This window comes from Burkholderia sp. RF7-non_BP4, assembly GCF_001521935.1.
GTDB lineage: Bacteria > Pseudomonadota > Gammaproteobacteria > Burkholderiales > Burkholderiaceae > Burkholderia > Burkholderia diffusa.
This window is the reverse complement of the sequence record NZ_LOTA01000078.1, coordinates 106,614-125,055: the sequence shown is the minus strand read 5'-3', so window position 1 is coordinate 125,055 and position 18,442 is coordinate 106,614. Positions and strand designations below refer to the sequence as shown.

Sequence of the window (18,442 nt, the reverse complement as noted above, 5' to 3'; positions counted from 1 at the left end):
GCTACGGCCGACCCCGTCGGTCAGCGGATTGCGGCCTGCACCGCAACCGGTGCGGATATCGCGCTGGCCGACGAAATTACCGCGCATGACGGCTGCCGGAACGAAGCGGCCATCACGGATTCGATGCCCGCGTTTCGCAAGATCTCCATCAGAAGCACAAGATTCACGGATGGAAGGTTTCACCGCGGTTCAGCATTTCGACGAATTCCGCGATTTTACGCGCCCGTGTTTCCGGCTTTTTCGCATTCTGTATCCGGTACAGGATGGCGTAGCGGTTGCGGCTATTCAGCGTTGCAAAGAACGCCTTGGCTTTCGAATTTGCGTCCAACGCCACCTGCAGGTCGTCCGGCACGGTCGAGTTGCTGGCCGACGTATAAGCAGCCTGCCAGCGGCCGTCCTGCCGCGCCTTCTCGATCTCGCGCATGCCGGACGCGCGCATTCTGCCTGCGGCGATCAGCGCTTCGGCCCGGTCCTTGTTGAGTTTGGACCAGATGCTTTTTGCTGAGCGCGGCGTGAAGCGTTGTAACCAGTACGTCTCGCTCTCAGCCCGTTTTTGGCCGTCGATCCAGCCATGACAGAGCGCGCTTTCCAACGCCTGGTCGTAGGTGACGGTTCGGTGCGTGGCGCCCTTTTTCGCCAGACGCAGCCATACTCCGCTCGAAGTGCCGCCGTTTTGCGCCAACCAGCTTTCCCATTCGGTTTGACTGGCAAATGTCAGAGCGCATTCGGTCATGTCACTTTCCAAAATGGTCGAGTACGGGCGCGGGAAACCGTCCGCAGTCCAACAGTGCTTACACGAACGGCAACGTCCGGCTTGTTTGGGTCGGAAGCCGCCGCCAGGTTTGGCGGCTTCCGACCTCGGCCGATCGAAAACGCGCGCTACAGAACGCGTTCCAACGCGTCAGCAAATCGTCCGACCGCCGCATCGACATCATGCAGCTTGTCGAGCCCGAACAAGCCGATCCGGAACGTCTTGAAATCCGCCGGCTCATCGCATTGCAACGGCACGCCGGCCGCGATCTGCATGCCGACGTCGACGAATTTCTTGCCGGACCGGATGTCGTCATCGTCCGTGTAGCTCACGACGACGCCCGGCGCCTCGAAGCCTTCCGCCGCCACGCTCCGGAACCCCTTCTCGGCCAGCAACGCGCGAATCCGCGTGCCGAGCTCGAGCTGTTCCGCCCTCACCTTGTCGAAGCCGTACGCTTCCGTTTCCTTGATGACGTCGCGCAGCGTCGCGAGGCTGTCCGTCGGCATCGTCGCGTGGTACGCGAACCCGCCGTTCTCGTACGCTTCCATGATCTGCAGCCACTTGCGCAGATCGCACGCAAAACTGGTGCTGGTCGTCGCGTCGATTCGCTCGCGCGCAAGCGGACTCATCATCACCAGCGCACAGCCAGGCGACGCGCTCCAGCCCTTTTGCGGCGCACTGATCAGCACGTCGACGCCGCTCGCCTCCATGTCGACCCAGATCGTCCCGGACGCAATGCAATCGAGCACGAACATGCCGCCGACCGCATGCACGGCGTCGGCCACCGCGCGCAGATACGCGTCGGGCAACATCATCCCGGAGGCGGTTTCGACATGCGGAGCAAAGACCAGATCCGGCTTGTGTTCGCGAATCGCGGCGACGACTTCCTCGATCGGAGCCGGCGCGAACGCCGCCTGCCTGCCCGGCTCGACCGGACGCGCCTTCAACACGATCGACTCGGACGGAATACGGCCCATGTCGAAAATCTGCGACCAGCGGAAGCTGAACCAGCCGTTGCGGATCACCAGACACTTCTTGTCCGTCGCGAACTGGCGCGCAACGGCTTCCATGCCGAACGTCCCGCTGCCCGGAACGATCGCCACCGCCTTCGCGTTGTAGACCTTCTTCAGCGCCGCGGAAATATCGCGCATGACGCCCTGAAAGCGCTGCGACATGTGATTGATCGACCGGTCGGTGTACACCACCGAATATTCGAGAAGCCCGTCACGGTCGACATCGGGAAGTAAGCCTGGCACGTTCGCCTCCGGTAAAGGATGAACCATGGGATGAGCGCGAGCGGCATTCGCGTAGTGGATACCGTCGCACCGATGCATTTCTGCGCTTGTACGTGAACGATGATCGATTCTAGCGAAAGCCGTCTGACGTCAGGGGATTTTGGCGTGTCGTATGGCGCACTGCGGCAATCGATCACTTCGGCCATCGCCAGGACGGATCCGACAGATGTTCGGCGAAGTAGTCGGACAGCGCGGCAACCTTCGCGGGCCGTGCGCGCGCGGACGGCGTGACGAAGTAGAGGCCGCCCCGCGTCAACGACCACTCGGTCAGGATCGCTTCGAGGCGGCCATCGGCCAGATATTCGCCGGCGATGAATTCGGGCAGCTCCGCAATCGCGAGACCGGCGAGCAGCGTCGGCAACAGCGCATCGGCATTCGTCACGCGCAGCGGACCATTCGGCATGACCGCGTCCTCGTCACCCGCGTCGTTCGTGAAACGCCACACATCGCTATGCGCCCGATACGCGTACGAGAGACATGGCCGCCCCGCCAGTTCGCGCGGATGCGCGGGCCGTCCTTCGCGCTTCAGGTATGCAGGCGACGCCACCACGTATTGCGTCACCGCACACAACCGCCGGGCCACCAGCGACGAATCCGGCAGCGCGGCGATGCGCAATGCGGCATCGAACCCGTCGGCGATCAGGTCGACCGACGCATCCGACAGATGCAGGTCGATCGACACGTCCGGATAGGCACGAAAGAAACCGGGCAGCAGCGGCGCGACCCAGCGCAACCCGAACGACATCGGCACCGCGAGGCGCACCAGCCCGCGCGGCTGCACGGCCATCTCGCGCGCGGCACTTTCCGCTTCTTCGGCATGGCGATACACCTCGCCGGCCTTTTCGCAGATCGTCCGGCCGAACTCGGTGAGCGCCAGTTGACGGGACGTCCGGTTGAAAAGTCGTCCGCCCAAACGGTCTTCCAGACGGGCGACGCCGCGCGAAACGGTCGCCACGGATACGCCCATCGCGCGCGCCGCCGCCGCGAACGATCCTTCCTCGGCGACCTTGGCGAACATCGCGAGCCCTTCGAAGTCAGGCAGCCTGGCCATTTCCCCTCATCTTTTCATTTCTGCAACGTTGACTTGCGATCAATTCTATTTCGAAACGAATGGCGCGTCGATATTCTCCTTACATCGCAGCACGCAACACCGAAACGCAGTCACCCACTCACTGAACGAAAGGAGAAACACCATGGCACGCAAGCTCGACAACAAGATCGCACTCGTCACCGGCGGCACCAGCGGCATCGGCCTCGCCACCGCGCAGCGCTTCGCGGCGGAAGGCGCGCACGTCTACCTGACCGGCCGCCGCCAGGCCGAACTCGATGCCGCGGTCAACGCGATCCGCGAAGGCGGCGGCAACGCGACGGGCGTACGCGTCGACTCCATGAAGCTCGACGAACTCGACGCGCTCTATGCGCAAATCAACGAAGAACACGGGCGCCTCGACGTGCTGTTCGCGAACGCCGGCGGCGGTTCGATGCTGCCGTTCGGCAGCATCACGGAAGAACACTTCGACGACACCTTCAATCGCAACGTGAAAGGCGTGCTGTTCACGGTGCAAAAGGCGCTGCCGCTGCTCGCCGACGGCGCATCGGTGATCCTTACCGGCTCGACGGCCGGCAGCGCGGGCACCGCTGCATTCAGCGTGTATTCGGCTTCGAAGGCAGCGGTGCGCGCGTTTGCTCGCAGCTGGATTCTCGATCTGAAGGAGCGCCGCATCCGCGTGAACACGATCAGCCCGGGCGCAACCCGCACGCCGGGCCTGCTCGACCTCGCCGGCCAGGACGCCGCGCAACGGCAAGGTCTCGCCGATTACCTGGCCGCGCAGATTCCGATGGGGCGCCTGGGCGAGCCGGAAGAGATCGCGGGCGCCGCACTGTTCCTCGCGTCGGACGACGCGAGCTTCGTGAACGGCATCGAATTGTTCGTCGATGGCGGCCAGCAGCAGATCTGAGCGTGGTGCAGGGTGCACGGGGCGCGGTGCGATCGTCTACGATCGCACCGCACCGATGTGCCTGCGCGTCCGCCCGACGCAGATCATGATCGAACATCGTGCCTTTCCGTCGCTTGGCGCAATCAGACGCGCGTGGCTCGACACACGGCTGCATTTCCGTTTCGGCGAGTTCGGATGCGCCGACCATGCACCACTCGACGCGCTTTATCTGTGGAACGACGATGCGCCCGCGCCGCATTCCGGCTTCTGCCTGCATGCTCACCGGGACGTCGAGATCGTGACATGGGTGCGCTCAGGTGCCATCACCTGCGAAGACGGTGCCGGCAACCGCTACACCGGCGCCCAAGCGCCATCGGCAAAGCCGATCAGTACCGCTCGGACACACCCTCGATTCCGCGCTCGTGCAGTGCGCGAACCAGCCCGGCGCGTACCGTCGCGACGTCCGAAAACGCCGGACGCCGATGCGCGGCGACTTCGGCGGCGGTATAAGGCTTGAAGTCGTGCGGCAGCGCATCGCGATTCATCGTCGTGAGCACCCAATTCAGCACGTCGGCGAGATCCTCGTCCGACAGCGCCGAATTCGACGCGCCGGGCACGCGCATCACGTACTCGCGTCCTGCCGGCAGGTGTGTGAAATAACCGAGCGAATTCGCGAGCGGCGGCACCTTGCCCGGAATGCCGCCGCCCGCCGCCGTGTGGCAGCCCATGCAGTTGAGCACCCAGTGCAGTCGCGCGAGCGTCGCGTCGATCACGCCATCGGCATGCGCGGGTACGGCAATCGCGAATGCGGCAGTGACAAGCATCGAAGACAGGCAACGTGCCATGAACGAACCGTTCGGGCACGCCGCCGCGCGCCGGCCGCCACGCAAGCCCATACGCACGGCATTCAAAGCCCCAGCCCCTTCGTCACGACCGCACGCTGCGCATGAACGGCCGTGCCGTCCATCTCGTTCGCGCGCGCCGCGCGAATGTCGGCCGCCGTGAACGGCTTCGCGTCGCCGTGCTTGTCGTTGAGATCGAACACGACATAGTTCAGCACGTTCGCGATATCGTCATCGCTCGCACTCGCGAACGACGGCATCTTGAAGTTGTAGCGCTTGTCGTGCACCGTGATCTCGCCGAACATCCCGTGCAGCAACGTCGCGACGAGCTGCACGCGGCCCGCGTCGGCCGTTGCATACCTGCCCGGATACTCGGTCAGCGGCGGCGCGAGGCCGTCCTGCCCCTTGCCGCCCGCCTGGTGACACACCGCGCACTGCGCATCGAACAGGCTCTTGCCCGCCGGGTAGTGGACGGCTTGCTGCGCATCGGCGAAACCCGGCAACGCAAAACCCGCGACAGCCGCCATACACGCGACAACGAACTTTCCACCATGCTTCGTTTTCATTGCTTCGCCGCTCCTAGCAGGACCGAAACCGAACAGTGGTAGTTCGAGTTTCCGTTCGCCATGCACCAGTTGATGTCGTTGTTCAGCGACAGCTTGTACAGCGGCTTCTCGCGCTCGTTGCGGTTGCAGAAGCACTTTCCGCACGATGTCTTGCCGCAGCAATCGTTGTACGACACGATGTAGTCCGACCCGTCGTGCGGGTTGCGGCACGTGCCGATCCACGTGATCGGCGATGGCGTCGTGCCCGGCGGGCAACTGCTCGACGTACCGCCGCAGCAACTGCACAGCCAGCCGTCGATCGCGCAGTATTTCCAGTAATCGCAGCTCATCGGGTCGTCGCTCGCACCCGGCGCGGCAGCACCCGAAGCCGCCGATGCGCCCGACGCCGCATCCGCTGCATACGCGGTGCGATCGACGGGCAAGAGCGGCAGCATCGCCGATCCGACCAGCACCTTGCCGAGCTTCGCCATCGCGCTACGCCGCGAACTATGCTGCGCGACGCCGCGCGCCGACCGCTCGAACCATGAATCAAACAGGCCCATGTGGTTGTTCTCCGTTGACGTTGAAAGAGGGTCGGCCGGTCACGCGTGCTGCGCGCGCCCTTCGTGACCGCCATGGTCGTGATCGCCGTGCACGAACTGCTGCAGCGATGCAACGCCACGCTCCTTCGCTTCGAACAGGCTCTCGAGATGCTCGCGGGTGTTGACGAGCCCCTTTGCGCGCACGGCACCGGTGTCGTCGAGCAGCACCGCGTACGGCAGCTTGCCGATCTGATACGCAAGGCCCAGCTCCTGCGACAGCACGTACGGGAAACGTGCGAGGTCGTGCTTCCGTGCGAAGCGCGCGTGTTCGTCGAGATCGCCGTCGCTCGCGAGCACGATGTTCACCGGCGTCGATTCACTCGCCTGCAACGACGGCAACAGCGGTAGCAGCTTCTTGCAGACCGGGCACGTCGGCGACAGGAAGAACAGCAGCGTCGCCTTGCCCGATGCATCAATGCCACCGACCTTCACCTGCGAGCCGTGAATGTCGGTCAGTTCGAACGTCGGCGCGATCGCGCCGACCGCCGGCCCCTTGTCGATCATCAATGCGCCGGCCGGCATGATGCGTTCGTACAGGATGCCGATCTGGCGCACGAGCGCGAGGCAGATTGCGCCGAGCGCGAGAACGGCGACCCACAGCAAGGCTGTGGAAACGGTGAGAGCGGTTTGCATCATGAATTCCTCAGGTGGGAAAGGCGTGGTACGTTGGCGAGCAGCACGTCGACGGTGAGCAGCGCGCAGACGATCAGCAGCACGGAAGAGAACAGCGTCAGGTAGTCGAACCACACGACCACGCGGCTGCCCGGTTCGACGAACGCGGTCGCAGTCAGCACGATGAGCAGCAGCACGCGCGCGACATGCAGCCAGCCGATGCCGCGCGGCGCGTCCGCGCGCGCCGCGGCGAAACCGGAGCAGCCGCAGTCGATATCGGTATGGCCGCGCAGGATGTTGACCGCGATGCCGGCCGCGAATACGAGCAGCAATGCGATCAAGCCGAGCGCGCCGGTCGTGCGCGTATCGGGAAACAGCAGCGCCGTGGCGCAGACGGCTTCCGCAAGCGGAATCGCGAATGCGACGGGCGCGGTGAGCGCGTCGGGCAGCAGGCGATAGCCGGCGAGCGCCTGCCGGAACGTCGCAGGCCGGCGCATCTTGGCGAAGGCGCCGAGCAGCACGACGACTGCCGCGCCTGCCTGTGCGCTGGTGGCGAGTACGGGATCGAGCATCATTGCGGCCTCACGGGTTCACGAGCAGCGTCGACGTGCTGCCGATCTGCTTCTCGACGTGCCGCGGCTTGCCCGTTTGCGCGTCCATCACGACGAGATCGGACGTGCCCGTCAGTCCGTAGAACAGCGGCTTCTCGTCCTCGCTGACCTGGATCGACACGAGCGGATCGACATTCAGCTGCGCGAGGTCCCAGCGCGCGACACGCTGTTTCGACTTCAGGTCGTACACCCAGACCTGCGTGCCGGGATCCTTGTGCGTGCCGTCGCCGCCCTTGTGCATCAGCACGTAGTAGCGGTTCTGCCCGACCTGCACGGCCGTCTGCTGCATGCCGCCCGGGCGCCAGCCTTCGGCGCGCTCGGCGTCGCTCAGCAACGACCACGACTTGCCGAACGTCGGCTTGTCGCCGCTGAAGTCGGCGCTGCGCACGTTGCCGTGGTACGTCGTGAATAGATAACCGCCGTGGTAGCGCGAAGCGTTGATGAAGGCCGGATCATTTTCGACGTCGATGAATGCGTCGGACATCGTGCGCTTCACCTCCTTGCCGTTGGCGTCGAGTGTGACGGTGAGCGCCTTGCCGCTCTCGCACAGCGCGGTGAAGCGATCGTTCCCCGACGGATAGGCGAGCACGCATGCCGCGGTGTCGATCTCCGACAGCACCTTCCTCGATACCGCATCGATCACCGTCACCGACGCGGCCGGCGTGATGTTCGCGACGTACAGCAGCTTGCCGTCCACGCTGAACGCCGTGTTGTACGGTGACGGCACGTGCTGCCCGTGCTTCGCCGGAATCACGATCTCGCCTGCGTGGTCGAGCGTCGTGTTGTCGGTTATCTCGACGACGTCGGTGCGCGTGCCGTGCGAGCCGCGCGAGAAATAGGTCGTCGCAACGAAGCTCGTCTTGCGGTCGGGCGAGATCGCGAAGCCGGGCGCGAAACCGCCGTCAATCTGGCCGAGCAGCTTCTTCGCATCGGCGTCGTACACGAGGATGCGTCCGTCGGTCATCGTCGGCATTGCGATATCGACGACGTACACCTCGTGCGGATGCCACGGCGGCATCTTCTGCACGACCAGTTCCTCGGGCTTTTCCGTCGCGTATGCGCTGCCGGCCCACGCCGCCGCGAACGCCAGCGTCGCCGCGAAAGCCGCGGTGCGTCGCCTTGTTCTCATGTCGCCTCCAGTTGGGATTCACGTTATGTGGGGCGACTGTAGTTCGACAATAAATCCGCTCAGCACCCGTACCGGCAACGCGTGCGTGCCGATTCGGGATATTGGAAAACCGCCTGAAAGGCACCCGAGGTCGACATCTTCCCCCCCCCCTCCAAAACCCCACGGAAATAGCGCTCATCCGTATTGCACCGACCGTGCGGTCGGTTTAATCTTGCGCGGTCCGAACGACCGCCGGAGGCGCCATGCTCGTGTTTCATCAGATGTTCGACGACGCGGACCGGCATGCCGAGGCGCTGCGTGGTTGGGACCAACGCTACGACCAGATCGGCTCCGGCTCGTATCGCAGCGCGGTCAAGCAAGTGGAGTTCGACGGCGTGCAACTGTTCCAGGAAGCGGCGAACGTGCGGGTCATCCAGCGCGGGCGCCTGCCGCACGGCCATACGGTGTTCGGCATGCCGCTCACCGGCTCGGGCACCTTCGCATTCGGCGATGCGCGCATCGAGGGTGGCACGATCGTATTGGCGCGCGGGGGCTCGCCGTTCGAACTCCATTCGCCCGACGACATGTCGCTGATCGGCGTGGTCGTCGATTCCGAGCTGATGCAGCAAATCGAGGATGCTGCCGATCTCCGGCTCGACGAGCGCGCGCTGCGGCGCGGCGTCGCCGACGTGCCGGTCGCCGCGCGCGAACGCGCGAGCGTGCAGCTCGCGACGCTGCTCGAACGCGTGCTGTCGGCGCCCGATACGTTCGACACGGCGCGTGCGCAGTCCGTGCTGCGCAGCGATGTCGCGAACGTGCTCGTTGATCTGCTCACGTATCGAATGCCCGAGCCTTTGAATCGTCTGACGCATGCGTGCCATGCCGACATCGTGCGGCGCGTGCACGACTACGTGATCGAGCACCCGGAGGCGCCCGTCGACATCCTGAGCCTGTGCACGCAGTTGCGCGTGAGCCGGCGCACGATGCAGAACAGCTTCCAGTCGGTCGCGCAGACCGGTCCGCTGAACTACACGCGCTCGCTGCGCCTCGCGCAAGTGCGGCGCCTGCTGCTCGACACACGGCAATCCGACCTGCCGATCAGCGAAGCGGCCGCGCGCTGGGGGTTCATCCACCTCGGGCATTTCGCGAGCGCGTACAAGGCCCAGTTCGGCGAGCTGCCTTCGACGACGGCACGCCGGACCGTGCGCGGCGCAAAAACGCGCTGAGCACCCGCAAAACCGCGATAATCGTGCGTTGAACGTTCGGCTTGCGCGAGCCGGGCGCGGTGTGCGTATATCCGGTCGCACGCCGCACCGCGTTGCGCCCGTCCGTGACGACCACCCGATTCCACCCCACGCCCCGATGCCCGAGGATTTCCACTTCCTGTTGCTGCCCGGCTTCTCCGCGCTCGGCTTCATGTCGGCGGTCGAACCGCTGCGCGTCGCGAACCGTTTTCGCACCGAGCTGTACCGCTGGCACGTGATCAGCGCGGACGGCGCGCCCGTCGCCGCGAGCAACGGCATCCCGGTCGCCGCCGAAGCCGCGTACGCGGACGTCGCGCAGGTCGAGACGGTGTTCGTCGTCGCCGGCTTCGATCCGCTCGTGTGCTACGACCGCGCGCTCGGCGACTGGCTGCGCCGCCAGAACCGGCACGGCGCGACGCTCGGCGGCATCGACACCGGCAGCTTCGTGCTGGCGGAAGCCGGGCTGTTCGACGCATCGCAAACGCTCACGCTGCACTGGGAAGCGCTCGCCGCGTTCCGCGAACGCTACCCGGGCCTGAACGCGACGCAGGAACTGTTCGAGATCGACGACCGGCGCATCACCTGCGCGGGCGGCACCGCGTCGATCGACATGATGCTCGACCTGATCGGCAGGCGGCACGGCGCCGACCTCGCGGCGGCGATCTCCGAGCAGTTCGTCGTCAGCCGCATCCGGCAACGCTCGGACAGCCAGCGGCTCGAGATCGCCGCGCGCTACGGCGTGCACAACCGCAAGCTGATCCAGGTGATCGACACGATGCAGCGGCACATGGAGAGCCCGCTCGGCTCGGACGCGCTCGCGCAGGACGTGTCGATCACGCGGCGCCAGCTCGAACGGCTGTTCAGCGCGACGCTGAACGACACGCCGACGCGCTTCTACCTGAACCTGCGCCTCGATCGCGCCCGCGAGCTGCTGCAGCAGACCGACATGAGCATCACGTCGGTGTGCGTCGCATGCGGCTTCGAATCGCCGTCTCATTTCTCGCGCACGTATCGCGCGCGTTTCGGCGTGAGCCCGCGCAGCGACCGCCGCGCGACGCGCTGAGCGGAGCCGTTTTTTCGTACAATCCGGCGCGCTATTGCGCGCTTCGGCAGCGTTTCGCGTCAATCGATGAACAATGCCGCCGATTGATCGACGGACCGAAGCGGCCTTCGAAAATAAATTGCAATGTCGCCGAAAATATTCTGTAACATACCTCGCAATTAGATAGGCAGCCCTAAGGAGATGAGAGCCCGGGCCTGCGCACGTCGCGCCACGCGGGCTGCCAAACCGCCATCAATGCCGATCCGAGGGGTATGACATGACGATGCTCGCTTCGCCGTCGCCGCACCTGCCTGCCGTTCGCTTCCCCGCCGCCTTTCCGCTCCGATTCTTTTCGACCTGACGCTTAGTTCTCCTCAGTCAGTCGAATCTCCCTGCACCGCTTCGTCGCACCGGTTCCATCGAGCCGGCGCGCGGGCCGTGTCGTGCCTGCTCGCCACGAGCGCGCGGGCGTGTCCAACCGTTGAGATGAGGATCACGTATGCAGACATCACGCAAAGCATTGCCGCTCGCCCTGGGTCTCGCGCTCGGTTTCGGCATCGTCGGCGGCAGCGCGGCCGATACCAAGGTCGCGAATCCGCAGGCGTCGAGCCTGCGCGAAAGCCTGACGCGCGGCGTGGCACCGGCCGCGGCCAAGGCCGATACGGCCGCCGGCCAGTTCCGCGCGGACGGCGTCGCCGTCACGCTGTACAACCCCGCGTATCGCGCGAAGAAGGCGGCCGCCACGCCCGCCGCCACCGCGCGCGATTTCGTCGCATCGCAGGCGACGCAGCTCGGGCTCGATCCGGCCGCGCTCGCGAGCCTCGCGGTCACGTCGGAGCGCGACGACGCCGATTTCACCGTCGTGCGCTTCCAGCAGCAGGCGGCCGGGCTGCCCGTATACGGCAGCGACATCGCGGTGACGGTCGCGAAGGACGGCCGCATCCTGTACGTCGCGAGCAACACGATCAACGGCGTGGTCGCCACCGCGCGCAAGGCGCAGGCCGTCGACCAGCAGCAGGCGCTCGACCGCGCGCGCGCGTATCTGGGCGTCGGCGGCTTCACGAACCTCGACGCGCAACTCGTCGCGTTCGTCGACAAGGCCGGCACGCATACCGCATGGAAGGTGCGCGGCCGCCCGCAGGACGGCCCGAAAGGCGACTGGGAACTGTTGATCGACGCGGGCAGCGGCGAAGTGCTGCGCGCCGAGGACAAGGCGTTCTATGCGACCGACGGCACCGGTTTCGTGTTCCGGCCCGATCCGCTTTCGTCGACGAAGAGCAGCTACGGCAGCACGGGCTACAAGGACAACAACGACGCGGACTCCACGCAGCTCACGGCCTCGCGCGTACGCGTGACGCTGAAGGATCTTGCGCAATCGAATTCACGCTACGTGCTGTCGGGCCCGTATGCGTCGTGCGTCGATTTCGATGCGCCGCGCGACAACGCGTGCCCGGCACAGGCGACGCCCGCGTTCGAGTTCACGCGCGGCAATCTGTACTTCGAGGCGGTGAACACGTATTACCACATCGACACGTTCCTTCGTTACGTGAACCAGACGCTCGGCATCAAGGCGATGCCCTATCAGTACACGGGCGGCGTGCAGTACGACCCGCACGGCGAATCGGGCGACGACAACTCGTCGTATTCGTCGAGCAGCGGCCGGCTCACCTTCGGGCAGGGCGGTGTCGACGATGCGGAAGATGCGGACGTCGTGATCCACGAGCTCGGCCACGGCATCCACGACTGGGTGACCAACGGCGGCCTGTCGCAGCAGGAAGGCCTGTCGGAAGGCACGGGCGACTATCTCGCCGCCGCGTACAGCCGCGACTTCAACCAATGGAGCCCGTCGGACGCGCAGTATCACTGGGTCTACAACTGGGACGGCCACAACGAATACTGGGGCGGCCGCGTGACGAACTGGAACGTCGGTCGCACCTACGCGCAGGCACGCGGCGCGGAGATCCACACGGCCGGCCAGTACTGGGCGTCGTGCAACCTCGTCGCGCGCGACGCGATCGGCGCGCAGGCGATGGACAAGGCGTTCCTGAAGGGGCTGTCGATGACCAACAGCTCGACGAACCAGAAGGCCGCCGCGCAAGCGGTGCTGACGGCCGCCGCCGCGCTCGGCTACAGCAGCGCGCAGCTCACGGCGATCGGCAACGCGTACAACAAGAGCTGCACGTACGGCGTGACCGTGCCGCAGAAGTCGTAATTCCGCAGCAGGCGGGGCGGCGTCGCACGACCTGCGGCGCGCCCTCTTCCTCGACATCGCCATCCTCACGAGATCGAACATGCCTACTCTGACATTGACCCGCCTGAGCGCCGCGCTGGGCGGCATGCTGCTGACCGCCGCCGCGCACGCGACGCCGGTGTGGATCACGCTCGGCGACACCGCTTTCCGCCAGCTTCAACGCATCGATGCGAGCGCGACCGCGCAGTACAGCACGACGGTCGACGCCGGCAAGACGGCCGACGGCGCCGCCCGCCGCGAAACCGTGCACGTCGTCGAGATCGACGATGCGCGGCTCGGCGAACTCGCCCACGCGGTACACCATGCACGCGGCCACGGGCCCGGCTACATCGTGCACGACTCGTTCGACGACGCACGCCAGGCGTTGCAGCCGATACCCGCGACGCTCGCGAAACAGGCGGCCGCGACCGCTTACACGGTGTCGAACGCGCCGCAGATCAAGACCTGGATCCAGCAACTTCAGGCCAGTAACATCGTCGGCACGATCACGTCGATGTCCGGCTTCACGAACCGCTACTACACGACGTCGCACGGCGTCGCCGCATCGGACTGGCTCGCGCTGCAGTGGAAGCAATTGGCCGGCTCGCGCACCGACATCGCCGTCGAGCAGTTCGCGCATACGGGCTTTCCGCAGAAATCCGTCATCCTGACGATCCGCGGCAGCGATCCCGCCGCGGGCACGGTAGTGCTGGGCGGCCACCTCGATTCGACGGTCGGCCGCACGACGGAAAACACGCGCTCGCCCGGCGCCGACGACGATGCGTCCGGCATTGCCAGCCTCACCGAAGCGCTTCGTGTGCTGCTCGCGAACGGCTACCGGCCGAAGCGGACGATCAAGTTCGTCGGCTACGCGGCCGAGGAAGCCGGTCTGCTCGGATCGAAGGCGATCGCCAAGCAGTTCCGCACGCAGAATGCGAACGTGGTCGGCGTGCTGCAGCTCGACATGACGAACTACAAGGGCGATCCGAAAGACATCTACCTGATCACCGACTACACGAACGCCGCGCAGAACACCTATCTGACGAATCTGGCGAAGACCTACCTGCCGGAACTCGCGATCGGCACGTCGCAGTGCGGGTATGCCTGTTCGGATCACGCGTCGTGGAATGCGCAGGGCTATCCGGCGTCGTTCCCGTTCGAGGCCGACCAGAACGACAGTCCGTACATCCATACCGTGAACGACACGCTGGAGAATTCGGATCGGCAAGCGAACCACGCGCTGAAGTTCGGGAAGCTGGCGCTCGCGTATGCAGTCGATCTCGGCGGTGACGGCACTACGACCGTCAAGCACTGACGGGGCCGCGGTCGCTCAACGCCTCGCCGAACGGGCGCGCGTCATGCGCGCTCGTTCGAGCGCGTTTCCCGTTCCGGATAGAATCGTCGTCCGATCACTTCCGCGACACGGTGCACCTCCATGACCGACTTCTCCCGCTCCGCCGACGATCTCTCGCCCGAGCGCGTCACGACCGCCTTCGACCTGCCCGGCCACACGACCATCCGTTCGCTCGGCGTCGCGCAGGGCATCATCGTGCGTTCGCGCTCGATCGTCGGCTCGTTCGGTGCATCGCTGCAAACCATTTTCGGCGGCAACATCACGCTCTATACGTCGCTGTGCGAGAGGGCGCGGCAGCAAGCATTCGACAAGATGCTCGCCGACGCGCGCAAGCTCGGTGCGAACGCGATCGTCGCGATGCGCTACGACTCGACCGATATCGGGTCGGGCATCACGGAAGTCATCTGCTACGGCACGGCCGTGCGCGTGACGCAGGACGCCTGACGCGCGTCATGCGTCGCGTTCGAGCGACTTCATGTTGGTCAGCTGAGGAAACAGCTTCATCCACGTCAGCGCGACGGCGATCGTCGCCGCGCCGCCGACGACGATCGCGGCCGGCGCGCCCCACCACGCCGCCGTCACGCCCGATTCGAATTCGCCGAGCTGGTTCGACGTACCGATGAACAGCGAGTTGACCGCGCTCACGCGGCCGAGCATGTCGTCGGGCGTACGCAGCTGCACGAGCGACAGGCGCACGACGACGCTCACCACGTCCGACGCCCCCAACGCCGCCAGCGCGACGAGCGACACCGCGAAATGCCTCGACAGCCCGAACACGATGGTCGCGATGCCGAACGCGATCACGCCGCCGAACATCGCGCGGCCCGGCCGCCCCTTCAGCGGAAAACGCGTGAGCCACAGCGTGCCCGCGAGCGCGCCGACCGCGGGCGCCGCGCGCAACGCGCCGAGCCCCCACGGCCCGACCTGCAGGATGTCGCGTGCGTAGATCGGCAGCAGCGCGGTCGCGCCGCCGAACAGCACCGCGAACAGGTCGAGCGACAGCGCGCCGAGGATCGCCGGTTCGCGCCGGATGAACGCGATACCGGAAAACACCGAACGCAGCGTGACCGGTTCGCGCGCGGGGGGCGCACTGCGCAGCGGAATCGTGCCGCTCAGCACCGCCGCGATCGCGAACGCGACGACGCTCGTACCGAACGCGGCGGGCGCGCCGACGCCATACAGCAGCCCGCCGAACGCCGGCCCGAGAATCTGCGCGGCCTGGTTCGCGGACGTCGACAGCGCGGTCGCGCGCGGCAGGTCGCCGCGCGGCACGACGGCGGGCAGCAGCGACGACACCGACGGCGATTCGAACGCGCGCGCGGTGCCGACGATCGCCGCGAGCGCATACACGCCCGGCGCGGTGAGCCCCCCTGTCGCGGCGCCGAGCAGGAACACGCCGGCGGCCAGCGCCTCGGCGCTCTGGCAGATCGTCGCGATGCGCCGGCGATCGTAACGGTCGGCCACCTGCCCGACGACCAGCGTCAGTGCGAACATCGGCACGAACTGCGCGAGCCCGACGAGACCGAGCGCGAACGCGCTGTGCGTGAGCGCATAGACGTACCAGCCGATCGCGACCGACAGGATCTGGAACGCGAGCGACGACATCACGCGCGTGCCCCAGAAGCGCTGGAACGGTGCGTGGCGAAACAGGTTGGCGGGTAACGGCGACGGCGAACGGGATTCGGGTAACGGGGCGGTCATCGGAGGGATGTGCGAGAGCGGGCGATCGGCGAGACGCAGGGCGCGTCAAACCGCGATGATATCGCCAACCGCCCGAAACCGCGTCTCGCGCGCGTCCGTCATGCGCGGCAGCCCGCCTTACAAAAAAAAGCGCGAACCGCAGTTCGCGCCAAAGAGAGACCTCGCTGAAGACGTCGAATGAACTACCCTGCCCCCGCTCAGAACGAATGCCGCATCCCGATCCGCACGTCGGCCTGCGTCTGCGTCGTCGACGGCGTGAAGCTGTAGCCGATCACCGCGTCGACACCCTGCGAAGCACGCAGGTAGTCGCCGGAGATGTACACGTCGGTGCGCTTCGACAGCAGGTAGTGCAGGCCGGCCGTGCCCTGGTTCCAGTGGTGCCCTTCGAAACGCGTGTGCTGGTAGCCCGCGATGAAGCTCAGCGCCGGCGTGAACTGGTACAAGCCGCCGCCTTCGTAGACCTGCATGTGCGACGACTGGCCGAAGCCCTTGATCGTCGTGTACGAGAAGTTCGCGTCGAGCGACAGCTTGCCGATCGTGTAGCTCGTGCCGATGCCGAACGTGCCCTGGCTGTCGACGTCCATCGCGGTGTTCGCGAACAGGTCGGTGCGCGCGCCGGTCGCCGGATCGACGGTCACGGTCTGCTGGCCGAGGAACGTATGCGTGCCGATCATCGCGTACGGGTCGAACGCGTAGATGCCGTTCGGGTTGTTCAGGCGCGTGTAAGCGGCGCCGATCGAGAAGTCGCCTTTCGTGTAGCTTGCACCCGCGCTCCATGCGCTGTTGCGATGGAAGTTGCCGGCGACGTTGCCGAACGAGTACATCGCGCCGAACTTGAAGCCGCTCAGGTCGTTCGACAGGAACTTGACCGAGTTCGGCAGGCGGTCGCCGTTGAAGCGGTCGAAGTCGCCCTGGTGGATCGCGTAGCCGCTGCCCCATGCCGAGATGTTGTAGATCGACACGAGCTCGTTGGTGATGTCCAGCTGGTTGCCGAACGACAGCGTGCCCCAGTCGTTCTGGAGACCGACATAAGCCTGCCGCCCGAACTCCGCCCCGCCGAAGCCGAGCTGCCCGTTGCCGAGGTGGAAGCCGCTCTCGAGCGCGAACACGGCCTTCAGGCCGCCGCCGAGATCTTCCGTGCCTTTCAGGCCGAAGCGGTTCCCGTAGGAGACGCCGTCATCGAACTTGACCACGTGCGAACCGCCCGTGTTGTTCACGTACGTGATGCCCGCATCGAGAATCCCGTACAGCGTCACGCTGCTCTGCGCGTGGCCGATGGCGGGAATACAGGCCGCGCATGCCAGCGCGGCGGCTACGGCAACTTTCTTTTGCTTCATTGTCGACCACCCTCCCTGAACCCTTCGATGGAAAGAACCGTGGCCTGGCGCGCGCAGCAATACGCCGGCTGATTCGAATTCGGTACGTCCGCTGGCTTCGGCATTTCGTTTTCCGCAATAACGGAGCCATTGGCGAAAAATACAAACCCATATTTCAGGCCACCCGTCTGAAGGCGACACTAAATGGTCTTGATGCGACGGTTCGGGAAAACACGGAGACGGGCGGCACGGCAAAAACCGGCCGCCCGGAGGCAGATCAGCGGGCGTCGAGCGCCGCGCGCACGGCCGGCAGGGCCGGCGTGCCGGATGCGGTCGTGACGCCGTCCAGCCAGCCCTCGACGAGCGCCGGGTCGGCCTTCAGCACGTGCTGCGCCGCGAGCGCGGGCGACGTCTTGTTGTCGAGCATGTCGGCGATCATCCGGTTCTCGACGTCCACGGAGAACGTCATCTGCCGGAACAGCCGCGCCAAGTTCGCGCACTGGCCGGCAAAGCCCGGGCGCGTCACCGTGTTGACGGTCGCGCCGCCATAGTTCGGGCCGAAATACGCGTCGCCGCCCGACAGGTAGGTCAGGTGAAACTTCGTATTCATCAGATGCGGCTCCCACGCGAGAAAGACGATCCAGCGCTTGTCCCGCACCGCGCGCTCGACCTGCGTGAGCATCCCCGTCTCGCTCGATTCGACGAGCGACCAGTTCGCGGCCCCGAGCACATGGTCGGACAGCATCCGCTTGATGTTCTGGTTCGCGGGCGCGCCGGGCTCGATCCCGTAGATCTTGCCGCCGAAGCGGTCCGCGTAGCGCGCGAGATCGGCGAACGTGTGCACGCCCGCGGCCGCGACGTAGTCGGGCACGGCCAGCGTGAACTTCGCGCCGCTCAAGTTCGCGTGCAGCACGTCGATCGACTTCTCGTCGACGAACGGCTTCACGAGCGGCGCCTGCGCGGGCATCCAGTTGCCGAGGAACACGTCGACCTGCCCTTTCTTCAAGCCCTGGTACGTGATCGGCACCGACAGGTTCGCGACGTCCTGCCGGTAGCCCAGCGCCTTCAGCACGACGCCGGCCATCGCGTTCGTCGCGTCGATGTCGGTCCAGCCGGGCGCCGCCATCTTCACGTCGCGACACGTCTGCGGATCGGCCGCGTGCGCGGACTGCATCGCCACCACGCACGCGGTCGCGGCGAGCGCCGTGCCGAGCCTCCGGATTGCTGCATTGCATTGTCGTTTCATGATTCG

The 18,442-nt window shown here is 65.9% G+C and carries 18 protein-coding genes and 1 pseudogene; 7 read left to right on the top strand and 12 right to left on the bottom strand.

Translation table 11 applies throughout. From position 1 onward, the window contains the following. Positions 1–163: 163 nt before the first annotated feature. The 3 genes from WS49_RS24730 to WS49_RS24720 form a co-directional block, all read right to left on the bottom strand. Positions 164–733, bottom strand: coding sequence for a YdeI/OmpD-associated family protein (locus WS49_RS24730; protein WP_059534234.1), 570 nt, complete (start codon positions 731–733; stop codon positions 164–166). A 146-nt stretch (positions 734–879) separates the two neighbouring features. Further along, entirely contained in the window at positions 880–2,007 is a 1,128-nt protein-coding gene (locus WS49_RS24725; RefSeq protein WP_059534351.1) for an aminotransferase class V-fold PLP-dependent enzyme, read from the bottom strand. Between the two features lie 172 nt (positions 2,008–2,179). Continuing rightward, positions 2,180–3,097 (bottom strand): LysR family transcriptional regulator, encoded by a 918-nt coding sequence (locus WS49_RS24720; protein ID WP_059534232.1) that lies wholly within the window; start codon positions 3,095–3,097, stop codon positions 2,180–2,182. Positions 3,098–3,239: 142 nt separating this feature from the next. Between WS49_RS24720 and WS49_RS24715 the strand changes: the two genes are divergently transcribed. After that, entirely contained in the window at positions 3,240–4,004 is a 765-nt protein-coding gene (locus WS49_RS24715) for an SDR family NAD(P)-dependent oxidoreductase (protein WP_059534230.1), read from the top strand. Next, a pseudogene (locus WS49_RS36435) lies at positions 3,982–4,275 on the top strand (hypothetical protein); the annotation flags it as partial. The gene WS49_RS24715 and the pseudogene WS49_RS36435, both read left to right, overlap by 23 nt. A gap of 94 nt (positions 4,276–4,369) precedes the next feature. Here the strand turns inward: WS49_RS36435 and WS49_RS24710 are convergent. From WS49_RS24710 to WS49_RS24685, 6 genes are read right to left on the bottom strand one after another with little or no spacing between them, the layout of a single operon-like run. Continuing rightward, positions 4,370–4,879, bottom strand: coding sequence for a c-type cytochrome (locus tag WS49_RS24710; protein ID WP_082725566.1), 510 nt, complete (start codon positions 4,877–4,879; stop codon positions 4,370–4,372). A gap of 11 nt (positions 4,880–4,890) precedes the next feature. Beyond that, the gene (locus WS49_RS24705; RefSeq protein ID WP_059534226.1) at positions 4,891–5,391 is read right to left on the bottom strand and encodes a c-type cytochrome; all 501 of its coding nucleotides are present in this window, start codon (positions 5,389–5,391) and stop codon (positions 4,891–4,893) included. Further along, entirely contained in the window at positions 5,388–5,933 is a 546-nt protein-coding gene (locus WS49_RS24700; protein ID WP_059534225.1) for a methylamine dehydrogenase light chain, read from the bottom strand. Before WS49_RS24700 ends, WS49_RS24705 begins: the two co-directional genes overlap by 4 nt. Before the next feature lie 39 nt (positions 5,934–5,972). Beyond that, positions 5,973–6,608, bottom strand: a complete 636-nt coding sequence (mauD, locus tag WS49_RS24695; protein WP_059534223.1) for a methylamine dehydrogenase accessory protein MauD — start codon at positions 6,606–6,608, stop codon at positions 5,973–5,975. Continuing rightward, positions 6,605–7,159, bottom strand: a complete 555-nt coding sequence (locus WS49_RS24690) for a MauE/DoxX family redox-associated membrane protein (protein ID WP_059534221.1) — start codon at positions 7,157–7,159, stop codon at positions 6,605–6,607. The genes mauD and WS49_RS24690 overlap by 4 nt, the downstream gene beginning before the upstream one ends. A 7-nt stretch (positions 7,160–7,166) precedes the next feature. Then, positions 7,167–8,324, bottom strand: a complete 1,158-nt coding sequence (locus WS49_RS24685) for an amine dehydrogenase large subunit (protein ID WP_059534219.1) — start codon at positions 8,322–8,324, stop codon at positions 7,167–7,169. Positions 8,325–8,566: 242 nt separating this feature from the next. On the opposite strand from WS49_RS24685, the gene WS49_RS24680 reads away from it, so the two are divergent. The 5 genes from WS49_RS24680 to WS49_RS24660 all read left to right on the top strand — a co-directional run bounded on the left by WS49_RS24680 (position 8,567) and on the right by WS49_RS24660 (position 14,617). Further along, positions 8,567–9,529, top strand: coding sequence for a helix-turn-helix domain-containing protein (locus WS49_RS24680; RefSeq protein WP_059534217.1), 963 nt, complete (start codon positions 8,567–8,569; stop codon positions 9,527–9,529). A gap of 136 nt (positions 9,530–9,665) precedes the next feature. Continuing rightward, the gene (locus WS49_RS24675; protein ID WP_059534215.1) at positions 9,666–10,610 is read left to right on the top strand and encodes a GlxA family transcriptional regulator; all 945 of its coding nucleotides are present in this window, start codon (positions 9,666–9,668) and stop codon (positions 10,608–10,610) included. Between the two features lie 478 nt (positions 10,611–11,088). Beyond that, entirely contained in the window at positions 11,089–12,801 is a 1,713-nt protein-coding gene (locus WS49_RS24670; protein WP_059534213.1) for a M36 family metallopeptidase, read from the top strand. 79 nt (positions 12,802–12,880) lie between these two features. Next, complete coding sequence (locus tag WS49_RS24665; protein ID WP_059534211.1) at positions 12,881–14,134, top strand: M20/M25/M40 family metallo-hydrolase; 1,254 nt, start codon at positions 12,881–12,883, stop codon at positions 14,132–14,134. A gap of 120 nt (positions 14,135–14,254) precedes the next feature. Next, positions 14,255–14,617 carry a YbjQ family protein gene (locus WS49_RS24660; protein ID WP_059534209.1) on the top strand — a complete coding sequence of 121 codons (363 nt, stop codon included), beginning with the start codon at positions 14,255–14,257 and terminating at the stop codon, positions 14,615–14,617. Positions 14,618–14,623: 6 nt separating this feature from the next. On the opposite strand, the gene WS49_RS24655 is transcribed toward WS49_RS24660, so the two are convergent. The 3 genes from WS49_RS24655 to choX form a co-directional block, all read right to left on the bottom strand. After that, positions 14,624–15,874 carry an MFS transporter gene (locus WS49_RS24655; RefSeq protein ID WP_059534207.1) on the bottom strand — a complete coding sequence of 417 codons (1,251 nt, stop codon included), beginning with the start codon at positions 15,872–15,874 and terminating at the stop codon, positions 14,624–14,626. A 197-nt stretch (positions 15,875–16,071) separates the two neighbouring features. Further along, on the bottom strand, positions 16,072–17,211 hold the full coding sequence (locus tag WS49_RS24650; RefSeq protein WP_059534205.1) for a porin: 1,140 nt from the start codon (positions 17,209–17,211) through the stop codon (positions 16,072–16,074). 256 nt (positions 17,212–17,467) lie between these two features. Further along, on the bottom strand, positions 17,468–18,436 hold the full coding sequence (gene choX / locus WS49_RS24645; protein ID WP_059534203.1) for a choline ABC transporter substrate-binding protein: 969 nt from the start codon (positions 18,434–18,436) through the stop codon (positions 17,468–17,470). Positions 18,437–18,442: the final 6 nt, after the last annotated feature.

What these genes read in the sequence shown, in the direction of transcription:
- WS49_RS24655 (WP_059534207.1), bottom strand. Translation starts at nt 15,874, where the DNA reads ATGACCGCCCCGTTACCCGAATCCCGTTCGCCGTCGCCGTTACCCGCC.
- WS49_RS24710 (WP_082725566.1), bottom strand. Translation starts at nt 4,879, where the DNA reads ATGGGCTTGCGTGGCGGCCGGCGCGCGGCGGCGTGCCCGAACGGTTCG.
- WS49_RS24680 (WP_059534217.1), top strand. Translation starts at nt 8,567, where the DNA reads ATGCTCGTGTTTCATCAGATGTTCGACGACGCGGACCGGCATGCCGAG.
- WS49_RS24730 (WP_059534234.1), bottom strand. Translation starts at nt 733, where the DNA reads ATGACCGAATGCGCTCTGACATTTGCCAGTCAAACCGAATGGGAAAGC.
- WS49_RS24650 (WP_059534205.1), bottom strand. Translation starts at nt 17,211, where the DNA reads ATGAAGCAAAAGAAAGTTGCCGTAGCCGCCGCGCTGGCATGCGCGGCC.
- mauD (WP_059534223.1), bottom strand. Translation starts at nt 6,608, where the DNA reads ATGATGCAAACCGCTCTCACCGTTTCCACAGCCTTGCTGTGGGTCGCC.
- WS49_RS24665 (WP_059534211.1), top strand. Translation starts at nt 12,881, where the DNA reads ATGCCTACTCTGACATTGACCCGCCTGAGCGCCGCGCTGGGCGGCATG.
- choX (WP_059534203.1), bottom strand. Translation starts at nt 18,436, where the DNA reads ATGAAACGACAATGCAATGCAGCAATCCGGAGGCTCGGCACGGCGCTC.
- WS49_RS24675 (WP_059534215.1), top strand. Translation starts at nt 9,666, where the DNA reads ATGCCCGAGGATTTCCACTTCCTGTTGCTGCCCGGCTTCTCCGCGCTC.
- WS49_RS24700 (WP_059534225.1), bottom strand. Translation starts at nt 5,933, where the DNA reads ATGGGCCTGTTTGATTCATGGTTCGAGCGGTCGGCGCGCGGCGTCGCG.
- WS49_RS24720 (WP_059534232.1), bottom strand. Translation starts at nt 3,097, where the DNA reads ATGGCCAGGCTGCCTGACTTCGAAGGGCTCGCGATGTTCGCCAAGGTC.
- WS49_RS24685 (WP_059534219.1), bottom strand. Translation starts at nt 8,324, where the DNA reads ATGAGAACAAGGCGACGCACCGCGGCTTTCGCGGCGACGCTGGCGTTC.
- WS49_RS24660 (WP_059534209.1), top strand. Translation starts at nt 14,255, where the DNA reads ATGACCGACTTCTCCCGCTCCGCCGACGATCTCTCGCCCGAGCGCGTC.
- WS49_RS24715 (WP_059534230.1), top strand. Translation starts at nt 3,240, where the DNA reads ATGGCACGCAAGCTCGACAACAAGATCGCACTCGTCACCGGCGGCACC.
- WS49_RS24690 (WP_059534221.1), bottom strand. Translation starts at nt 7,159, where the DNA reads ATGATGCTCGATCCCGTACTCGCCACCAGCGCACAGGCAGGCGCGGCA.
- WS49_RS24705 (WP_059534226.1), bottom strand. Translation starts at nt 5,391, where the DNA reads ATGAAAACGAAGCATGGTGGAAAGTTCGTTGTCGCGTGTATGGCGGCT.
- WS49_RS24670 (WP_059534213.1), top strand. Translation starts at nt 11,089, where the DNA reads ATGCAGACATCACGCAAAGCATTGCCGCTCGCCCTGGGTCTCGCGCTC.